At 67.7% G+C, this 15,000-nt stretch carries 14 protein-coding genes; 10 read left to right on the top strand and 4 right to left on the bottom strand.

The features are described 5' to 3' along the window. The first annotated feature begins 19 nt into the window (after window positions 1–19). The 4 genes from AC1M0F_RS08375 to AC1M0F_RS08360 are packed head-to-tail and all read left to right on the top strand — an operon-like array spanning window position 20 to window position 4,322. Window positions 20–1,288, top strand: a complete 1,269-nt coding sequence (locus AC1M0F_RS08375; protein ID WP_480237769.1) for a class I SAM-dependent RNA methyltransferase — start codon at window positions 20–22, stop codon at window positions 1,286–1,288. Window positions 1,289–1,337: 49 nt separating this feature from the next. Continuing rightward, window positions 1,338–1,991 carry a response regulator gene (locus AC1M0F_RS08370; RefSeq protein ID WP_480237768.1) on the top strand — a complete coding sequence of 218 codons (654 nt, stop codon included), beginning with the start codon at window positions 1,338–1,340 and terminating at the stop codon, window positions 1,989–1,991. Beyond that, window positions 1,984–3,306 carry a sensor histidine kinase gene (locus AC1M0F_RS08365; protein ID WP_480237767.1) on the top strand — a complete coding sequence of 441 codons (1,323 nt, stop codon included), beginning with the start codon at window positions 1,984–1,986 and terminating at the stop codon, window positions 3,304–3,306. The genes AC1M0F_RS08370 and AC1M0F_RS08365 overlap by 8 nt, the downstream gene beginning before the upstream one ends. Then, complete coding sequence (locus AC1M0F_RS08360; protein ID WP_480237766.1) at window positions 3,303–4,322, top strand: hypothetical protein; 1,020 nt, start codon at window positions 3,303–3,305, stop codon at window positions 4,320–4,322. Before AC1M0F_RS08365 ends, AC1M0F_RS08360 begins: the two co-directional genes overlap by 4 nt. A gap of 269 nt (window positions 4,323–4,591) precedes the next feature. On the opposite strand, the gene AC1M0F_RS08355 is transcribed toward AC1M0F_RS08360, so the two are convergent. Further along, entirely contained in the window at window positions 4,592–4,894 is a 303-nt protein-coding gene (locus tag AC1M0F_RS08355; RefSeq protein WP_480237765.1) for an acyl-CoA carboxylase subunit epsilon, read from the bottom strand. Beyond that, on the bottom strand, window positions 4,891–6,498 hold the full coding sequence (locus AC1M0F_RS08350) for an acyl-CoA carboxylase subunit beta (RefSeq protein WP_480237764.1): 1,608 nt from the start codon (window positions 6,496–6,498) through the stop codon (window positions 4,891–4,893). Before AC1M0F_RS08350 ends, AC1M0F_RS08355 begins: the two co-directional genes overlap by 4 nt. Window positions 6,499–6,597: 99 nt before the next feature. On the opposite strand from AC1M0F_RS08350, the gene AC1M0F_RS08345 reads away from it, so the two are divergent. Both AC1M0F_RS08345 and AC1M0F_RS08340 read left to right on the top strand, forming a co-directional pair. Further along, window positions 6,598–7,395: a biotin--[acetyl-CoA-carboxylase] ligase gene (locus AC1M0F_RS08345; protein ID WP_480237763.1), complete on the top strand. Its 798-nt coding sequence runs from the start codon at window positions 6,598–6,600 to the stop codon at window positions 7,393–7,395. An 88-nt stretch (window positions 7,396–7,483) separates the two neighbouring features. After that, complete coding sequence (locus tag AC1M0F_RS08340; protein WP_480237762.1) at window positions 7,484–8,041, top strand: PH domain-containing protein; 558 nt, start codon at window positions 7,484–7,486, stop codon at window positions 8,039–8,041. On the opposite strand, the gene AC1M0F_RS08335 is transcribed toward AC1M0F_RS08340, so the two are convergent. Beyond that, window positions 8,002–8,526: a GtrA family protein gene (locus AC1M0F_RS08335; RefSeq protein WP_480237761.1), complete on the bottom strand. Its 525-nt coding sequence runs from the start codon at window positions 8,524–8,526 to the stop codon at window positions 8,002–8,004. The genes AC1M0F_RS08340 and AC1M0F_RS08335 overlap by 40 nt on opposite strands. A gap of 152 nt (window positions 8,527–8,678) precedes the next feature. Here AC1M0F_RS08335 and AC1M0F_RS08330 point away from each other — a divergent pair, with 152 nt between their 5' ends. The 4 genes from AC1M0F_RS08330 to AC1M0F_RS08315 are packed head-to-tail and all read left to right on the top strand — an operon-like array spanning window position 8,679 to window position 13,800. After that, window positions 8,679–9,812 carry a 5-(carboxyamino)imidazole ribonucleotide synthase gene (locus AC1M0F_RS08330; protein WP_480237760.1) on the top strand — a complete coding sequence of 378 codons (1,134 nt, stop codon included), beginning with the start codon at window positions 8,679–8,681 and terminating at the stop codon, window positions 9,810–9,812. Window positions 9,813–9,829: 17 nt separating this feature from the next. Beyond that, on the top strand, window positions 9,830–10,339 hold the full coding sequence (purE, locus tag AC1M0F_RS08325) for a 5-(carboxyamino)imidazole ribonucleotide mutase (RefSeq protein ID WP_480237759.1): 510 nt from the start codon (window positions 9,830–9,832) through the stop codon (window positions 10,337–10,339). After that, the gene (locus AC1M0F_RS08320; protein WP_480237758.1) at window positions 10,336–11,703 is read left to right on the top strand and encodes an LCP family protein; all 1,368 of its coding nucleotides are present in this window, start codon (window positions 10,336–10,338) and stop codon (window positions 11,701–11,703) included. The genes purE and AC1M0F_RS08320 overlap by 4 nt, the downstream gene beginning before the upstream one ends. A 42-nt stretch (window positions 11,704–11,745) precedes the next feature. Next, window positions 11,746–13,800 (top strand): acyltransferase family protein, encoded by a 2,055-nt coding sequence (locus AC1M0F_RS08315; protein ID WP_480237757.1) that lies wholly within the window; start codon window positions 11,746–11,748, stop codon window positions 13,798–13,800. Here AC1M0F_RS08315 and AC1M0F_RS08310 read toward each other — a convergent pair. Further along, window positions 13,797–14,933: a glycosyltransferase family 4 protein gene (locus tag AC1M0F_RS08310; RefSeq protein WP_480237756.1), complete on the bottom strand. Its 1,137-nt coding sequence runs from the start codon at window positions 14,931–14,933 to the stop codon at window positions 13,797–13,799. The genes AC1M0F_RS08315 and AC1M0F_RS08310 overlap by 4 nt on opposite strands. Between the last annotated feature and the right edge of the window lie 67 nt (window positions 14,934–15,000).

The following is a 15,000-nucleotide window of genomic DNA, read 5'->3' as shown; positions in this document are numbered from 1 at the left end:
TCCGTGGGACGATTCAAGGGTGAATGCGCAATCCAACACCCCAGCAGATGTCGAGCTCGAGATAACCAACGTAGCCCACGGCGGTGTCTTCGTTTCGCGGCTCGACGGCCGCGTGGTCTTCGTGGCGGACACCCTGCCGGGGGAGCGCGTCAGGGCGAGGATCACGGAGAGTTCGAAAAAGAGTTTCTGGCGTGCCGAGACCATCGAAGTCCTGGATGCCTCGCCGCACCGGCAGTCCCATGTCTGGGCGTCGTCGTCCATCGACGTCGCCCCCGCCGACCGGGCAGGCGGCGCCGAGTTCGGGCACATCGAGCTGTCGCACCAGCGTGAACTCAAGCGCCAGGTGCTCGCCGACTCGCTGCAGCGGTTCGCCGGAGTCGAGAGCGGCGTCGTGGTCGAGGCCGCGCCAGGTGACGACGACCGCGACGGCCTGGCCTGGCGGACCCGGGTCAGCCTGCACGTCGACGAGGACGGCAACGTCGGCCCGTACGCCGCCCGCAGCCACAAGGTGATCAAGGTCGGCGACCTTCCGCTCGCCACAGACGAGGTGGCATCCGCCGCCCCGCTCGACCAGCGCTTCCGCGGTGCCGAATCCGTGGACATCATCTCGCCGAGCAGCACGAACAGCGCCAGGATCGTCGTCCGTGAGCCGGTGAAGAAGGGCGTGAGCCCGGCGAACAGGCGTGAGCAGACCATCATCGAGCGGGTCGGCGACCGCGACTTCTTCCTCGACGAGGGCGGGTTCTGGCAGGTCCACCGCTCTGCGGCCGAGCTCTTGACCTCGCTCGTGCAGTCCACCGTCGACGAAGCACTCTTCGACCCCCGGGCAGCCAACCTCGACCTGTACGGCGGCGTCGGCCTCCTCGCGGCGGCCATCGGCGACAAGTTCGGCAGCACGACGAGGATCACGAGCGTCGAGTCGTCGGTCCGCGCGACCGACCACGCCGCCGAGAACCTCTCCGACTGGGTCGGGGCACAGAGCATCACCGCCCGGGTCGACTCCTACCTGAGGGGCCTCGTGGCGCAGTCCAGCGCCGCTGAGCGCTCGAGACTCGCCGCTGGGACCGTCGTCCTCGACCCGCCGCGCTCAGGCGCAGGCAAGGAGGTCGTGGCCAGCCTGGCCGAGCTCGGCCCGGCCCAACTGGTCTACGTCGCCTGCGACCCCGTCGCCCTGTCTCGTGACATCGGGCTCCTCGCCGCTGAGGGCTACCAACTCAGGAGCATCCGTGCGTTCGACCTGTTCCCGCACACGCACCACATCGAGTCGATCGCGTTGTTGACCCGATGATCGCGTCGCGACGACCGAAACCGTCCGTGCAGCGCCTACGATGGGCACTGTGGTGCGCATAGCGGTTATCGATGATCATGAGTCCGTCCGGATGGGCCTGACGGCCGTCTGCGAGTCTGCGGGGCACACCGTGGCGCACAGCGTCTCGACTGTGCAGGAGTTCGTCACCGAAGCGGGCGGCGTTCCGTGTGACGTCGTCGTGCTCGACCTCAACCTCGGCGACGGCAGCAACATCACCGACAACGTGCGGGCCGTCCACGGCTCAGGGTCTGCCGTCCTCATCCACAGCATCGCCGACAGGGTCGCCTCGGTCCGTGAGGCGCTCGCCGCAGGTGCAGCAGGTGTCATCCCGAAGAGCGCGCCGACGGATGCCGTCGTGGCCGCCATCGAGACCGTCGCCAGCGGTGAGGCGCTGAACAATCTGGAATGGGCGAGTGCGATCGACGCGGACGGCGACTTCAGTCGGGCCCAGCTCGGCCGTCGCGAACGCGACGTCCTGCACCTGTACGCGTCAGGTCTCCCGATGAAGGACGTCGCCGTCCAACTCGGCATCGCGCCATCGACGGTGAAGGAATACCTCGACCGTATCCGCGGGAAGTACGTCGAGATCGGGCGCCCAGCACCGACCAAGGTCGACCTGCTGCGCCGCGCCGTCGAAGACGGCATCCTTCCCGAACTCAACCCCGGCACGGGCGATGACTAACCAGCCGCGGTCCGGCGCGATCTTCTCGCCGATCCCGCGTGGTCCTGTCCTCGACAACCTCGACCGCGTCGCGCGCGATGCCGCGCACACGCAGCCCAGGTTCAGCGTCGCCAGGATCGAACGGCTGATCGCCAGGTCGATCAGCCTGATGGCCTTGGTTTTCGGTGCACAGACGCTGAGCATCGCACTCGGGAGCGGCGTCGTCGTGCCAGAACCGCTCGGTACGGTCTACCTGCTCACCCTGCTCGGGCTTCTCGTCATCGTCATCCTCACCGGCATCGTGGATGCCCGCGTGCAGCGCGTGGCCAACATCGTCTTCGCCGTCACCTACCTCGTCGCCGTCGCGCTGTGGCCCGTCGTCACGGCGGGGGCCGGTGCGGATTCCAAGGCCGAACCGTGGACCTGGTACCTCTGTGCGATCGCCTGCGGCTGCATCTCGCAGGCCGTCCGGCCCTGGCTGGCGGCCACGTACATCGTGATCACGCCTGCCGTCTACGGCGTGGCCCGGGTGATCGACGGCGAAGGGAACATCACCCACCTCGACATCGCCGTGCAGGATGCGCTCTACGGCACGATGATCGGGCTCGTCATCATGGTGCTCATCACCATGTTCCGCCGCGCGGCGCGAACCGTCGACGAGGCACGCTCAGCGGCGTTCGCCCGCTATGACGAGGCGGTCAGGCAGCACGCGCTCGAAGCAGAGCGGATCGAGGTGGACGCGCTCGTCCACGACACCGTCCTCGCCTCGCTTCAGGCGGCGGACCGCGCCTCCACACCTGAGCAGGCCCGTGCGGCCGTCGCGATGGCCAGCGACGCCATCAGCCGCCTCGCCGCGCTCGACTCCCCGCCGGCAGGACCGGCGCCGGCGATCACCGTCGGCTGGGTCGTCGACCTCCTCCGGCAGCACGCCGAGCACCTCGAAGCACCGTTCGACGTCACCGTGATCGGGCCGATCGATCGCGAAGTGCCGTTCCGCGTCGCCGAGAGCCTCTACCTGGCCGCTGCCCAGGCCATGACCAACAGCGTGCAGCACGCAGGCGAACCGGACACCCGCAGCGTGACCGTCGAGGTCGGCGGCGACCGGGTCGTACACGTGTGCGTGAGCGACGACGGCATCGGCTTCGACCGCGGGGCCGTCGACGCCGACCGGCTCGGTCTCCGCGTCTCGATCATCGAGCGCGTTCTCGCCGTCGGCGGTTCGGTCGACCTCCGTTCCTCGCCGGGAGCAGGGACGACGATCAGCATCCGCTGGGCCGACGACCCGGCCTCAGGGCAGGACGTCCTCGAGACGACTGGAGGGGTGACGGCACCGTGATCTCCCTCAACAGGTACACCATGATCGCCCTCGCTGCGGCGTTCTCGTTCTACCACGTCGTCCGTGGCTTGCTGACGCTGCCGCAGGCGGAGTCTCCGTGGCCGAGCCTCGCGGCCATGGTGCTGTACCTGGCCGCGACAGTGATCGCCCTCTGGCCGTCCAGCCCGACGGCGATGCCTCCATGGCTCGCCGCCTTCTGCCTGGCGACAGCGGTGTCAGTGCCCCTGCTCGTCACCAGCCAGCTCGACCCATCCGTCAACAACGGATACGCGACCTGGCACGTCTCCGCCATCGGCACCCTGATGACCATCACCGTGGTGCGCAGGCAGGAACTCGTCGGCTGGATCGGCGTCATCTTCCTCACCGTCCAGTCGGTCGTCTGGTGCGGGCTCGGCACGTCGATGGAGATCGGCGTCACCGGGAGCCTCATGTGGGTCTTCGTGGCCGGCGTCCTCACTCGGTCCCTCGCGAAGGTCGGGCACGACGCCCAGACGCTTACCGTGGCCGAGCAGGAGGCCGCGAAGTGGCAGGCGGCCCAGGATGCGCACGAGCAGGAGAGGCGCACACGTCTCGAGCAGACCGGCAAGCGCGCACTTCCCATCCTCCGCGACATCATCCTCGCCGGCGGAGAGCTCAGCGAGGCACAGCGGATCGAATGCCGTGTGCTCGAAGCAGGGCTCCGGGACGAGATCAGGGGCAGGCGGCTGCTGAACGACCGGGTCAGGAACAGCGTCCTCGCAGCCAGACGCCGCGGCACCGCGGTGAGCATGCTCGATGAAGGCACCCTCGACCACATGTCCGAGGACGAGCTCGATGTCGTCCTCGGCAAGGTTGCCGATGCAGTGGACCGCACAGAGGCGGACCGGATGATCGTCAGGACCGCCCCGGCCGACTCCGACGTTGCGGTCACCCTGGTTGCGCTGAGCGCGTCGACCGACCCGGATGAGCCTGGCGACGCGGTCCGGTTGTGGCTGGAGATCCCGCGGGAGACCAGCGACGCCGCCATCCGTCGCTGACACCCACGTCGCTATCCGCCGTCGACGGCACCGAGCTCTCGCCCTGATACAGGAAAAGACAAAGGGAAAGGGCCGGTTCTTGTCGAACCGGCCCTGTGAAGCCCCGGGTCAGAGCAGTAACCCGAATAATGCCCTGACCCGCCCCCAAACGCCGCTGCTACCCTAATCGAGCGAATCGTTTGGTGGTGTAACCCTCAAAGAGAGACACCTTGCGGTTTTATTCTGGAGGCATTGCACCCCGGCCGCTAGTCGTCTCTTTGGGGGACCGGTCAGACGGAGAAGTTCCGCCACCGTCCTGCGCCTGCGGTGAGCGGTGAGCGCATCGTGCGCTGGCTCCTCTGCCAGGCCGAAGGGCCATCGGACGGAACGGCCTCCGAACGGCCCGCCTCCTCGACGACGGCTGCGGTCAGCACCGCGGTCACGGCCGCGATCTCCTCGGGGGTCGGGGAGCCGCGGAGGATGCGGACGTTCACGCCGTGCTCTGCCGTCTCGTCCGTAGTGAACAGCCCGGTACGGACCGGCGCCGCCGCATGCCGCCTCGCGCGTCGCGGGAGCGGTTCCTGCCCGGTCACAGCGGGATGTTCCCGTGCTTCTTGGGCGGAAGGCTGGCGCGCTTGCCCTTGAGCGAACGCAGTGCCTTGATGATGGCGACGCGGGTCGCTGCCGGCTCGATCACGCCGTCGAGCTCACCGCGCTCTGCGGCGAGGAACGGGCTGGCGACGTTGTAGGTGTACTCGTTGGCCAGCTTGGTCCGAACGGCGGCGACGTCCTCGCCTGCGGCCTCAGCGCGCTTGATCTCGCCGCGGTACAGGATGTTGACCGCTCCCTGGCCGCCCATCACCGCGATCTCCGCTGTCGGCCAGGCCAGGTTGATGTCGGCGCCGAGTTGCTTGGAGCCCATGACGATGTACGCCCCACCGTAGGCCTTGCGCAGGATGACGGTGACGAGCGGCACTGTGGCCTCGGCGTAGGCGTAGAGGAGCTTCGCGCCGCGGCGGATCACGCCTGTCCATTCCTGGTCGGTGCCTGGCAGGTAACCGGGGACGTCGACGAGGGTGAGGATCGGGATGCTGAATGCGTCGCAGAACCGCACGAAGCGGGACGCCTTCTCACCGGCCTCGATGTTGAGGGTACCGGCCATGGCGTTCGGCTGGTTGGCGATGATGCCGACGGTGCGGCCCTCGACCCTGGCGAAGCCGATGACGATGTTCGGGGCGAACAGCGGCTGGACCTCGAGGAAGTCGCCGTGGTCGACGACGTGCTCGATCACCGTGGTGACGTCGTATGGCTGGTTCGGCGAGTCGGGGATGATCGTGTTCAGCTTGCGATCGGCATCCGTCGTCTCCAGCTCGACCTCGCTCTCGTAGACCGGGAGCTCTGCGAGGTTGTTGTCTGGAAGGAAGCCGATGAGCGTACGTGCGTAATCGAGGGCGTCCGACTCGTCGCTGGCGAGGTAGTGCGCGACTCCCGACCGGGTGTTGTGGGTGAGCGCGCCTCCGAGCTCCTCCATGCCGACGTCTTCGCCGGTGACGGTCTTGATCACGTCCGGGCCGGTGACGAACATCTGGCTGGTCTTGTCGACCATGATCACGAAGTCGGTGAGGGCGGGGGAGTACACGGCGCCACCGGCTGCGGGGCCCATGATGATCGAGATCTGCGGGATGACTCCCGATGCGGCGGTGTTGCGGCGGAAGATCTCGCCGTACTTGCCGAGGGCGACGACGCCCTCCTGGATCCGGGCGCCGCCAGAGTCGAGCATGCCGATGATCGGGACGCCGGTCTTCAGGGCGTGGTCCATGATCTTGATGATCTTCTCGCCGGCGACCTCGCCGAGCGATCCGCCGAAGATGGTGAAGTCCTGCGAGTAGACGGCGACCTGGCGGCCGTGGATGGTGCCGGTGCCCGTGACGACGGCATCGCCGTACGGCCGGGACTTCTCCATGCCGAAGGCGTGCGTGCGGTGCCGGACGAACTCGTCCAGTTCGACGAAGCTGCCCGGATCGAGGAGCTCGGCGATCCGCTCCCTCGCGGTCATCTTGCCCTTGGCGTGCTGCTTGGCGATGGCGGCGTCCCCTGAGGCCGTCACGGCTTCGTGGTATCGCTGCTTCAGATCGGCCAGCTTCCCGGCGGTCGTGTACAGGTCGGGGGCGTCGGGCGTAGCTGCGTCTTCGGTCACTTATTCACTCTACTGTGCAGGGATACTGGCATACCGTTGGCGGATGCCTACAAGGAGGTCGTCGGCACCTTGTGGAATTACGGCGCGTATCGTGGTGCCATGACTGTCGAGTTCCCCCGTTCTTCCGCCGTCGCCTCCCGCCTCGTCGTGCTGTCCGAGACCCCGTCCACCAATGACGTGCTCGTCGCAGCTGCCGCAGATCCGGATGCGTGGCCGGACTTCTCCGTCGTCGTCACCGACAATCAGACCGCCGGCCGTGGTCGTCTCGGTCGGTCGTGGGTGAGCCCGCCAAGCACGACGCTCGCCGTCTCCGTCCTCGTCCGGGCGGATGCCTCGCTTCGGATCGACGCGCTCGGCTGGCTTCCGCTCGCCGCCGGGCTCGCGATGACCCGCGCCGTGCGGGAATCCCTCCCCGCGAGCGACGGTGTCTGGCTGAAGTGGCCGAATGACGTGCTCGTCGACGGACGGAAGATCTGCGGTGTGCTCAGCGAGCTCGTCGTCGGCGAGACGCCCAGCGTCGTCGTGGGCGCCGGAGTGAACCTCAGCATGACCGAGGATCAGCTGCCTGTCCCGACCGCGACCTCGCTCGCCGTTGCCGGGGCGGAGCATCCGGACGCCGACCTCGTGCTGGAGACCTACCTCAGAGAGTTCCGCGGCCTGCTCGACGCCTTCCGCGCCGCGGGCGGGGACGCTCAGGCCAGCGGACTGCAGGCGGCCGTCACCGAGGCGTGCGGCACGATCGGTGCGAGGGTCAGCGTCGAACTCCCCGGCGGCAACGTGCTCGCGGGGATGGCCCGCGGTATCGACGTCTCCGGACGGATCGTCGTCCAGGCCGACGGGTCCCCGGATCTCACGCCGATCTCGGCCGGTGACATCACCCACCTCCGTTCGCGGTAGCCGGCTGGGCTCGCGGATGCCGCGATCAGAACGCCGGGAGGCGGCGGTGCGGTCGGTCGCCCGGCATGGCCGGTGGTAGGAATGAAGCATGGTCGAGTACCCGAGCGCTCCGTCGAGCCTGCCTCATGACGGCCAGCGATCCGTTGTCCCCACCGAACGAGTGGTCGCTCGACTGCGCCCCAACGCCCGCGCCCTGTTCTGGCCGGCTCTCCTGCTGATCGTGCTTCCCGGCGTCGCCGTCTACGGCATCAGCCTGTTCTCCGAGACCTGGCAGCACATCGCGATCGTCGCGGGGGCCGCTGCGCTCTTCGTCCTGCTCGTGCTCTTCCCATACATCTTCTGGCTCAACCACCGCTGCACCATCACGACCAGGCGGGTGATCGCGCGTCGCGGGTTCTTCGTCCGGGAGCGCAGGGAGATCTTCCACAGCCGCGGCTACCACGTCACGCTCAAGCGCACGTGGCTGCAGAGCGCGTTCCGCTCGGGCGACATCGTGATCAGTTCGGGGGTGGAGAAGCCGCTCGTCCTCCGCGACCTCCCCGGAGCGGACCAGGTGCTCGACACCCTGCAGGATCTGATCGAGAAGAACCAGGTGGTCCTCGGGAATCAGGCCGGTTCGCTCGGAACGGTGACCACCGCGTTCTGACCCGCCCGAACGCCTCCCGTGTCTGGCGACAGTTGCCTGCCCGGTGCGAACACCCAGTAGCGGTAGAGCGTGAACCGGAAGACGGCGCCGAGGCCGAGCCCGATGACGTTCGCCGAGATGTTGTCTGCGAGAACGGACGTGAAGCCGAGCCCGTAGTGCGACAGCCACAGGCAGCCCAGGCCGATCCCCATCCCGGCTAGCGACACCGCGAAGAACTCGACACCCTCCCTGGCGGTGTTCGACTGGCGCTCGCCGGAGAAGGTCCAGTAGCGGTTCCCCAGCCAGTTGGTGACGATCGCGAGCAGCGTGGAGATGATCTTCGCGATGAGTGGACCCGTATGCACGTTTTCGGGCGAGAGCAGGGTCAGCCGGAGCGCGTTGAAGACCATCAGGTCGACGAGCAGCCCGGCGGCGCCGACGATACCGAACTGGATCGCCTGGGTCATGAGGCGTCGCGCGCGGCCGGGCGGCGCGGTTCGGGTCATGTCCTGCTCCGGTTCGGAAGGGGCTCGAGTGGATGCCGGTGCGCCGTGCGCGAGGATAGGCTGGCGTACGCAGTTTATGCGACTCTCCGGTGGTTCCCGCTGGGAGTTCCCTGCGCTGCAGAAGTGACATCTACCGCTGGGAGGCGACGGCCGTGGTCCGTGTTGGAGTGATTGGCGGCGGACAGCTCGCCCGGATGATGATCCCGGCAGCGGTGAACCTCGGCATCGAACTCCGTGTGCTCGCCGAGGCGGACGGCATGGCCGCCCAGCTCGCAGCGACAGGCGTCGGCGACTATCACGACGCCGACACCGTGCTCCGGTTCGCCGAGGACGTCGACGTCATCACCTTCGACCACGAGCACGTTCCACAGGACGTTCTCCGCCGTCTCGTCGACGCCGGCGTCGCCGTCCACCCCGGACCTGACGCACTGCTCTACGCGCAGGACAAACTGCTCATGCGCCAGAAGCTCAGCGACCTCGGCCTGCCCGTCCCCGTCTGGGCCCGTGTCGAGACGCCGGACGAGCTGCAGGCGTTCCTCGACGACAACGGCGGACGTGCCGTGGTGAAGACCCCACGGGGCGGATACGACGGCAAGGGCGTCAGGGTCGTCTCATCCGCCCGCGACGCGGACGACTGGTTCACGGTCCTCGCCGAGAACGGAGCGGGTGACGCCCTGCTCGTCGAGGAACTCGTCGACTTCCGCCGTGAACTGGCCCAGCTGGCCGCACGCCGGCCGTCGGGCGAGCTCGTGCTCTGGCCGGTCGTCGAGTCCGTCCAGCGCGACGGAGTCTGCGCCGAGGTCATCGCCCCCGCGCCCGGCTCCGTGGGGCGTGTCGCCGAGGTGGCTGCCCAGATCGCCACAGACGTCGCAGGGGGGCTCGGTGTCACCGGGGTCTTCGCCGTCGAACTGTTCGAGACGACCGACGACAGGCTCCTCGTCAACGAACTCGCCATGCGGCCGCACAACTCGGGGCACTGGACCCAGGACGGGTCGACCACGAGCCAGTTCGAGCAGCACCTGCGGGCCGTGCTCGACCTCCCGCTCGGTGCGACAGGATGCTGCGAACCGCACACCGTGATGGTCAACATTCTCGGAGGGCCGGTCGGGGGCGCGCTCGCCGACCGGTACGCGAGCGCGATGGAGTTCCATCCGACGGCGAAGATCCACAACTACGGCAAGGACCCCAGGCCGGGGCGCAAGGTCGGCCACGTCAACGCGAGCGGCCGCGACCTCGACGTGGTCGCCTATGAAGCGCGCGCCGCAGCGGCGTTTTTTCAGGACTGACATTTAGCATGGGCTTCATGCCATTTCACGATTCTCCGCGCCCTCTTGTCGGCGTCGTCATGGGCAGCGACTCCGACTGGTCGGTGATGGCTGCCGCCAGCGAGGTCCTCTCCGAATTCGGGGTCGGCCACGAGGTCGAGGTCGTGAGTGCGCACCGTACGCCGGAGAAGATGATCGCGTACGGTCGGGATGCCGAGTCGCGCGGACTGAAGGTGATCATCGCCGGAGCAGGCGGTGCCGCCCACCTGCCAGGGATGCTGGCATCCGTCACCACTCTTCCCGTCGTCGGCGTGCCTGTGCCGCTGGCGAAGCTCGACGGCCTCGACTCCCTGCTCTCCATCGTGCAGATGCCGGCGGGCGTGCCTGTCGCCACGGTGTCGATCGGCGGGGCCAGGAACGCCGGCCTGCTCGCCGTGAAGATCCTCGCAACCGCCGACCGTGAGCTCACGGTCAGGCTGGCGGACTTCTCGTCCGCGCTCGCCGCGCAGGTCGACGAGAAGAATCGCGCCCTCAAGTCCACCCTATGAGCGTCTACGCGGCCAGTCCGATCCGCCATCCGGACCTCAAGGCCACCGCACTGATGACCAGGCGTGCCTGGTGGCTCGTCACCCTCAACTTCCTCATCCCCGGCTCGGTCCAGGTGCTCGCAGGCAACCGCCGCCTCGGCCGGCTCGGACTCGCCGCCACCCTGTTCATGTGGCTTCTCGGCATCCTCGCCGTTCTGGCCTGGTTCCTCTGGCGGACGGCAGCGCTCACCATCGTGACCAACTCGTGGGTGCTCACCGGCGTCCAGCTGCTCCTGGCGGCGTACGCGGTGCTCTGGCTCGTGCTCACCATCGACACGCTCAGGCTGGTCCGGATCGTCCGCGCGGCGCCTGGCGCACGATTCTGGATCGCGGCGTGCACCGTTCTGCTCCTCGTCGTCTCCGTCGGCACGGCGACGGCAGGGGCCTACTACGCGGGAATCACCCGCGGTACCCTGCAGTCCATCTTCGGGAACGGGGCATCCGTTCCCCCCGTCGACGGCCGATACAACATCCTCCTTCTCGGCGCAGACGCCGGACCGGACCGTGAGGGACTCCGCCCCGACAGCATCTCCGTGGTGTCTCTTGACGCTGAGACCGGCCGGATGACGATGATCGGCCTGCCCCGCGACATGCGGAACGTGCCGTTCTCGGAAGACTCCCCGATGGCAGAGCTCTACCCGAACGGCTACCGGGAGTGCGACGTGAGCGCGTGCAAGCTCAACTCCATCTACACCGAGGCGGATCTGCGCCACAAGGATCTGTACCCCGATGCCGCGTCGAAGACGTCGAGCGCGGGTGTCGAAGCGACGAAGGAAGCAGCCGAGGGCATCACCGGGCTCGAGATCCAGTACTACGCGCTCATCGACATGCAGGGCTTCAGTGCCCTGATCGATGCGCTCGGCGGAGTGGAGATCACCGTGAAGAAACGACTGCCGATCGGTGGGGACGAGAACCTCCAGGGGGTCGACGAGTGGATCGAACCCGGGACGAGGACCCTCAACGGGTATTACGCCCAGTGGTACGCCCGGTCGAGGCACAACACGAGCGACTACGACCGGATGGCGCGGCAGCGTGAACTGCAGGCCGCGATCCTCGACCAGTTCACCCCGGCGAACGTGCTCTCGAAGTTCCAGGCCATCGCGCAGGCCGGAACCCAGGTGATGCGCACAGACATCCCGCAGGACATGCTCGGCTATTTCGGCAACCTCGCGATGAAGTCGAAGGAACAGCCGACGAGTTCGGTCGAGCTCACCCCGGCGAACGGCATCATCCCCGACGAACGCGACTTCGACGACTTCGACGCGATCCGCGCCCTCATCCGGGCAGACCTCTACCCGCCGACATCGACGCCGACCCCGAAATAGTGCGGACAGGGGAGCACAGCTGCCCCGTCTAAACTTCTTGTCGTGTCACTGAAAGAAACCGTGGAGCCCCGCCACAGCGAGAGCGTCCCCGGATTCCGCCCGGTGAGGTTCCGCCCGGACATCCAGGGCCTCAGGGCAGTGGCCGTCCTGCTGGTCGTCCTCTACCACGCGCACCTCCCTGGTCTGTCCGGCGGGTACATCGGTGTCGACGTCTTCTTCGTGATCTCCGGGTTCCTGATCACAGCGCACCTGCTCGGCTCGATCGCCGGGCGCGGGCGCGTGGATTTCGGTGACTTCTATGCACGGAGGATCCGGCGGATCCTCCCCGCATCATTCGCGGTGCTCGTGCTGTCGACGGTGGCAGCCCTGGTCTTCATCCCACCGCTGATCCTGACGCCGGTTCTCAAGGACGCTCTCGCGACCGCGCTGTACGTGCCCAACTTCCAGTTCGCCACCCGCAGCGTCGACTACCTGTCGGACCCGAACCCGTCCATCTTCCAGCACTACTGGTCCCTCGGAGTCGAGGAACAGTTCTACCTGCTCTGGCCCGCCGTCCTCGTCGTCGCTTTCCTGCTCATGCGGAAGTCGAACAGGGGCATCCTGATCGCACTCGCTTCGACCTTCGTCCTGTCGCTCATCCTGTGCGTGTGGCTGACGGCGCGCGCCCAGCCGTGGGCGTTCTTCATGATGCCCACTCGTGCGTGGGAGTTCGCACTCGGCGGGCTGATCGCGTACGCCGTGACCTCCACCAGGATCAGGATGCCCGCGCGCGCGAGCGGGATTCTGGGCTGGCTGGGACTCGCCGGTGTCGTGGCCTGCGGCGTGCTCTACGACGACACCACCGTCTTCCCAGGCACAGCGGTGATCCTCCCTGTGGTGGCAACGGGGATGGTCATCCTCGCCGGCTCGGCGCCGACCGGCCGCTGGACGGCAAGCTCGGCGCTCAGCGTCAGGCCCATGGTGTTCATCGGGGCTCTGTCCTATTCCATGTACCTCGTCCACTGGCCGCTGCTCATGATCCCGCAGATCGCCCTGAGCGACCAGGAGGAACTGCCACTGGCGTTGACCCTTCTGCTCGGGCTTGCGAGCCTTCCGCTGGCCTGGCTTCTCTACCGCTTCGTCGAGAATCCGGCGCGCACCTGGAAGCCGCTCACTTCCAGGCCCCCTCGCGCCACCCTTTTCGCCGCGCTTGCGACCACTCTCGTCGTCGTCGTCCTGTTGGTGGGAGCCGCGCGGGCCGTCGACGCCCTGCCGCTGCAGGCCGGCCGGAGTGCGCCCACCCTCGACGTCTCCGCCGGACTCGATGCCACGACATTCGTCCCGGACAACCTCCGTCCGAGTCTGCGGGAGGCGAGCTCAGACAACCCCGAGATCTACGCCAGCGGATGCCACCTCTCCGAAACGGAGACAGACGTCACCGGCTGCACGGTCGGGACCGAGGCGGCGCCTCTCAGCGTCGCTCTCTTCGGGGACTCGCACGCAGCGCAGTGGTATCCGGCCTTCGCCGACCTCGCCGAGCGCGGCGACATCCTGCTCACCAGCCACACGAAGAGTTCCTGCCCGTCCGCGATCACGCCGACAGGGGTCCCCGAACTGCCGTACCCGGAGTGTGGGCAGTGGCGCGACGGCGTCATCGACGCTCTGGTGGCCGATCCGCCAGACATCGTCGTCCTGTCCAATTTCGCCGTGAGTGTCGGTGACCCTGATGAGGACTCGTTCGCCCCGATGTGGCGCGACTCGATGCGGGCCACGATCGCGGCCCTGTCGCCGACGTTACGAGTCATCGTCATCGGGGACACCCCCCACTTCGACATCGCCCCGTCGACGTGTCTTTCAGGGCATACCGGGGATGCGCTCGCGTGCGCCGGAAGCCAGGAGACCTCGTTGTGGCCGGCGGTCGGCCAGGCGGAACGGGACGCGGCTCAGGACGGAGGCGGGGTGTATCTCGACCTCAACGGGTATCTCTGTGACGAAACCGCGTGCCCGGTCATCCTGGGGGATGTCCTCGTCTACCGCGACAGTCACCACCTGAGCGCGACGTTCTCGACGGCGCTCGGGACGGAGATCCTCCCCTACCTGCAGGAGTCCGTTCGCTAGAGGTCGGCGTGGAGCGCCCAGACCCGTTCGGCTGAATCCCGCCAGCTGAACGCGCGGGCGCGGTCCTGTCCCGCGATCCGCAACCGCGACGCGCTCGAGCCGTCCTCGAGGATCGACGCGATCGCTGCGGTGAGGCGTTCCGGATAGCCCTTCCCGCCCCGCTCGACAGCGACACCTGCACCGCCGGCGACCTCGACGAGCGCAGGATCGTCCGAGTGCACAACGGGAGTCCCGAACGTGAACGCCTCGATCAGGGGCAGTCCGAAGCCCTCATGGAGGCTCGGATAGACGAAGACGCTCGCCCGGTCGAGGACGACGGCGAGGTCCGCGTCCGACAGGTACCCCAGTGCCCTCACGCGTCCCTCGGGGAGCCCCGCCTCGTCTGCGACGGCCGCGAGGGACAGCTCACCCCACGAGTCAGGACCGAGGACCAAGAGGGGGATGTCCGGTGCTCCCGGCTGCCCGAGTCCGGTGATCAGCGGTGTCAGCCCCCTGCGGGGATCGAGGGTTCCGACGGAGAGGACGTACTCCGCGGGCAGGTCGAGACTTGCCGCCCGTTCGTCGGCATCCGCAGGCAGTGTCAGATCGGATGCCACTGCGCCCGAGATCACCCGGATCCGGTCGCCGAAATCGATGATGTCGGCGAGCTGCTCGGCGACGGCGTGCGTGGGAACGACGATCGCATCAGCGTGCTTCCGTGCCCGCTTCGCCATCGCCTTGTGCCAGGCCACGCTCGTCGGAGTCAGCGACTTCGGGTGGGTCCAGGCGAGGGTGTCGTGGATGGTGACGACGATCTGGGTCTGGTCGAACTCCCGCTCGTGCTTGCGCAGCGGGGCAAGGAGGCTGGGGGAGTGGATCATGCCCGTGCCGAGCGTCGGGACGATGCCGAGTTGCCAGGCCGCCGCCAGCTCGCGGCGGGGGAGAGTCGTCCGGTGCAACTGGGTCAGCCCGGGAAGAGCCTCCTCGATGAGCGAGATCTTCTCTGGTCCAAGCGCGGACACGATCCCTTCCACCGTGCAGCCGCGTGGGGCCGTCTGGACGAGGGCACGGGCCAGTTCTTCGGCGTACCGCGAGATTCCGTTCGGGACCGGCGTTATCATCTGATCGACCACCATCCGCAGCGTCGTTGCCATTGCAGAACCGCCTCTTTCTTCGTGTTGTTCGCCTGTACCAATCTATGCGACACGACGTACCACCCTT

Source organism: Mycetocola sp. Y719 (genome assembly GCF_056713205.1).
The sequence above is the reverse complement of the archived record's forward strand: the minus strand, read 5'-3'. Positions and strand labels throughout refer to the sequence as shown.

Coding starts and splice junctions, on each gene's coding strand:
- AC1M0F_RS08365 (WP_480237767.1), top strand. CDS start 1,984: ATGACTAACCAGCCGCGGTCCGGCGCGATCTTCTCGCCGATCCCGCGT.
- AC1M0F_RS08345 (WP_480237763.1), top strand. CDS start 6,598: ATGACTGTCGAGTTCCCCCGTTCTTCCGCCGTCGCCTCCCGCCTCGTC.
- AC1M0F_RS08340 (WP_480237762.1), top strand. CDS start 7,484: ATGGTCGAGTACCCGAGCGCTCCGTCGAGCCTGCCTCATGACGGCCAG.
- AC1M0F_RS08335 (WP_480237761.1), bottom strand. CDS start 8,526: ATGACCCGAACCGCGCCGCCCGGCCGCGCGCGACGCCTCATGACCCAG.
- purE (WP_480237759.1), top strand. CDS start 9,830: ATGCCATTTCACGATTCTCCGCGCCCTCTTGTCGGCGTCGTCATGGGC.
- AC1M0F_RS08320 (WP_480237758.1), top strand. CDS start 10,336: ATGAGCGTCTACGCGGCCAGTCCGATCCGCCATCCGGACCTCAAGGCC.
- AC1M0F_RS08310 (WP_480237756.1), bottom strand. CDS start 14,933: ATGGCAACGACGCTGCGGATGGTGGTCGATCAGATGATAACGCCGGTC.